Here is a 2,537-nt window from a genome sequence, read left to right on the forward strand (position 1 = left end):
CATGACCCTGCGCGAACACCTCGACATCCCCCTCGTCAGCACCATCCACGCCACCGAAGCCGGCCGACACCAGGGCTGGCTGCCCGAGGAGATGAACCGCACCATCCACGGCGTCGAACACTGGCTGGCCGGCGAATCGGGCCGGGTGATCGTCTGCTCCGGTTACATGCGTGACGAGGTGACGGGGCTGTTCGGCGTGCCGACGGGCCGGGTCGACGTGGTGCCCAACGGCGTGGAGCCGCACCGCTGGCGCGTCCCGGCCGCCGCGGTGGCGCAGGCCCGCGCCCGCTTCGCCGGGGACGGGCCGCTGGTCACCTTCGCCGGCCGGCTGGTCTACGAGAAGGGCGTGCAGCACCTGATCGCCGGGCTGCCCCGGCTGCGCGAGCGGCACCCCGGGCTGCGCGCCGTCATCGTCGGCGACGGGCCGTACCGCGGCGAGTTGGAGGCCGAGGTGCACCGCCTGGGTCTCGGCGGCACGGTCAGCCTGCCGGGCTTCCTCGGCGGCACCGACCTGCCCGCCGTGATGGCCGCGTCGGACTGCTTCGCCGTGCCGAGCATCTACGAGCCGTTCGGCATGGTGGCGCTGGAGGGTGCCGCCGCCGGCGCGCCCCTGGCCGTCGCCGCGACCGGCGGGCTCGCCGAGATCGTCGAGCCCGGGGTGACCGGGATGACCTTCCGGCCGCACGACCCGGACGGGCTGACCGACGCGATCGACGCGCTGCTGTCGGACCGGGAGCGGGCCCGTCAGCTCGCCCGCCGGGCCCGCGTCATGGTGCACGAGCGCTACGGCTGGTCGGCCATCGCGCAGCGTACGGCGACCGCCTACGCGACCGCGATCGCCACCGCCGGGTCGTTCGCCGCCGAGCGGGTGACCCGGGGCCGCGCCGTGCCGTCGATCGCCGAGGGCAACCTGCTGGCCGCCGCCGGCCTCCGCTGACGGGGCAAGGAAGGGCACCTTCCTATCGCTTTTGCGTTGGAAGGTGCCCTTCCTCGCACCCCGTCGGGCGCGACGGCGGTGGGTACGAGACGACGGAGGCCGCCGACCCGGTGCGGGTCGGCGGCCTCCGTCGTCGGTACGGCCGGAACTCAGCGCTCCGAGAACGGGGCGTACGCCCGCTCGGGGGCACCGGTGTAGATCTGCCGCGGGCGGCCGATCTTGGTCTCCGGGTCGTTGATCATCTCGCGCCACTGCGCGATCCAGCCGGGGAGCCGGCCCAGCGCGAAGAGCACCGTGAACATCTTGGTCGGGAAGCCCATGGCCTTGTAGATCAGGCCGGTGTAGAAGTCCACGTTCGGGTAGAGCTTGCGGGAGACGAAGAACTCGTCGGCGAGGGCGATCTCCTCCAGCTGCATGGCGATGTCCAGCAGCGGGTCGGGCTTGGCCATCCGGCCGAGCACGTCCTGGGCCGCTTTCTTCACGATCGCCGCGCGCGGGTCGTAGTTCTTGTAGACCCGGTGGCCGAAGCCCATGAGCTTCACGCCGTCCTGCTTGTCCTTCACCTTGCGGACGAAGGACCCGACGTCGCCGCCGTCGGCCTGGATCTTCTCCAGCATCTCCAGCACGGCCTGGTTGGCGCCGCCGTGCAGCGGGCCGAAGAGCGCGTTCACGCCCGCCGAGACCGAGGCGAAGAGGTTGGCGTTGCTGGAGCCGACCAGCCGCACGGTCGAGGTGGAGCAGTTCTGCTCGTGGTCGGCGTGCAGGATGAACAGCATGTCCAGCACCTTGGCCATCACCGGGTCGACCTCGTACGGCTCCGCCGGCACGCCGAAGGTCATCCGCAGGAAGTTCTCCACGTAGCCCAGCGAGTTGTCCGGGTACAGCAGCGGCTGCCCGATCGACTTCTTGTACGCGTACGAGGCGATGGTGGGCACCTTCGCCATCAGCCGCACCGTGGACATCTCGACGTGCGAGGAGTCGAACGGGTCCAGGCTGTCCTGGTAGAAGGTGGAGATGGCGCTGACGGCCGACGAGAGCACGGCCATCGGGTGCGCGTCGCGCGGGAAGCCGTCGAAGAAGCGGCGCATCTCCTCGTGCAGCAGCGAGTGCCGGCGGACCCGCTCGGTGAACTCGGTCAACTGCTGCTGGGTCGGCAGCTCACCGTAGATCAGTAGGTAGGAGACCTCCAGGAAGGAGGACTTCTCCGCGAGCTGCTCGATCGGGTACCCACGGTAACGCAGGATCCCCGCGTCGCCGTCGATGTAGGTGATGTCGGACGAGCAGGCGGCGGTGTTGACGAAACCGGGGTCGTACGTCGTCATCCCGGTTTCCTTCAGCAGCTTGCCCACCCCGATGCCGGCGGGGCCCTCGACCGCGGATTGCACCGGCATCGAAAGCTGCCCACCGGGGTGATCGAGCTTGACTTCCGTCATGGTTCCCTCGCTTCGCCGGCAGATCTGCGTTGAATTGCCTTCGCTTTTACCGTAATCACGGTCGAGGAGATACCGCCCGTCGTGGTTCGACGGTGAGGCATGCGTCACCCGTTTCCCGACCAGCGACCCGGGAAACCCGCGCAATCCGGACGCCCACCCACCACCAA

2 protein-coding genes are annotated in these 2,537 nt (G+C 69.8%); one reads left to right on the forward strand and one right to left on the reverse strand.

Translation table 11 applies throughout. The features are described from left to right. The coding region (locus tag F6X68_RS32165; RefSeq protein ID WP_151457761.1) for a glycosyltransferase family 4 protein at positions 1 to 937 on the forward strand (937 nt) is incomplete at its 5' end. 149 nt (positions 938 to 1,086) lie between these two features. Here the strand turns inward: F6X68_RS32165 and F6X68_RS32170 are convergent. Next, positions 1,087 to 2,370 (reverse strand): citrate synthase, encoded by a 1,284-nt coding sequence (locus F6X68_RS32170; protein WP_151457762.1) that lies wholly within the window; start codon positions 2,368 to 2,370, stop codon positions 1,087 to 1,089. Positions 2,371 to 2,537 lie beyond the last annotated feature (167 nt).

The sequence above is a fragment of the Micromonospora sp. AMSO12t genome (genome assembly GCF_008806585.1).
GTDB lineage: Bacteria > Actinomycetota > Actinomycetes > Mycobacteriales > Micromonosporaceae > Micromonospora > Micromonospora reichwaldensis.

Excerpts from the sequence above, each read along its gene's own strand:
- F6X68_RS32170 (WP_151457762.1), bottom strand. The coding sequence starts at position 2,370 with ATGACGGAAGTCAAGCTCGATCACCCCGGTGGGCAGCTTTCGATGCCG.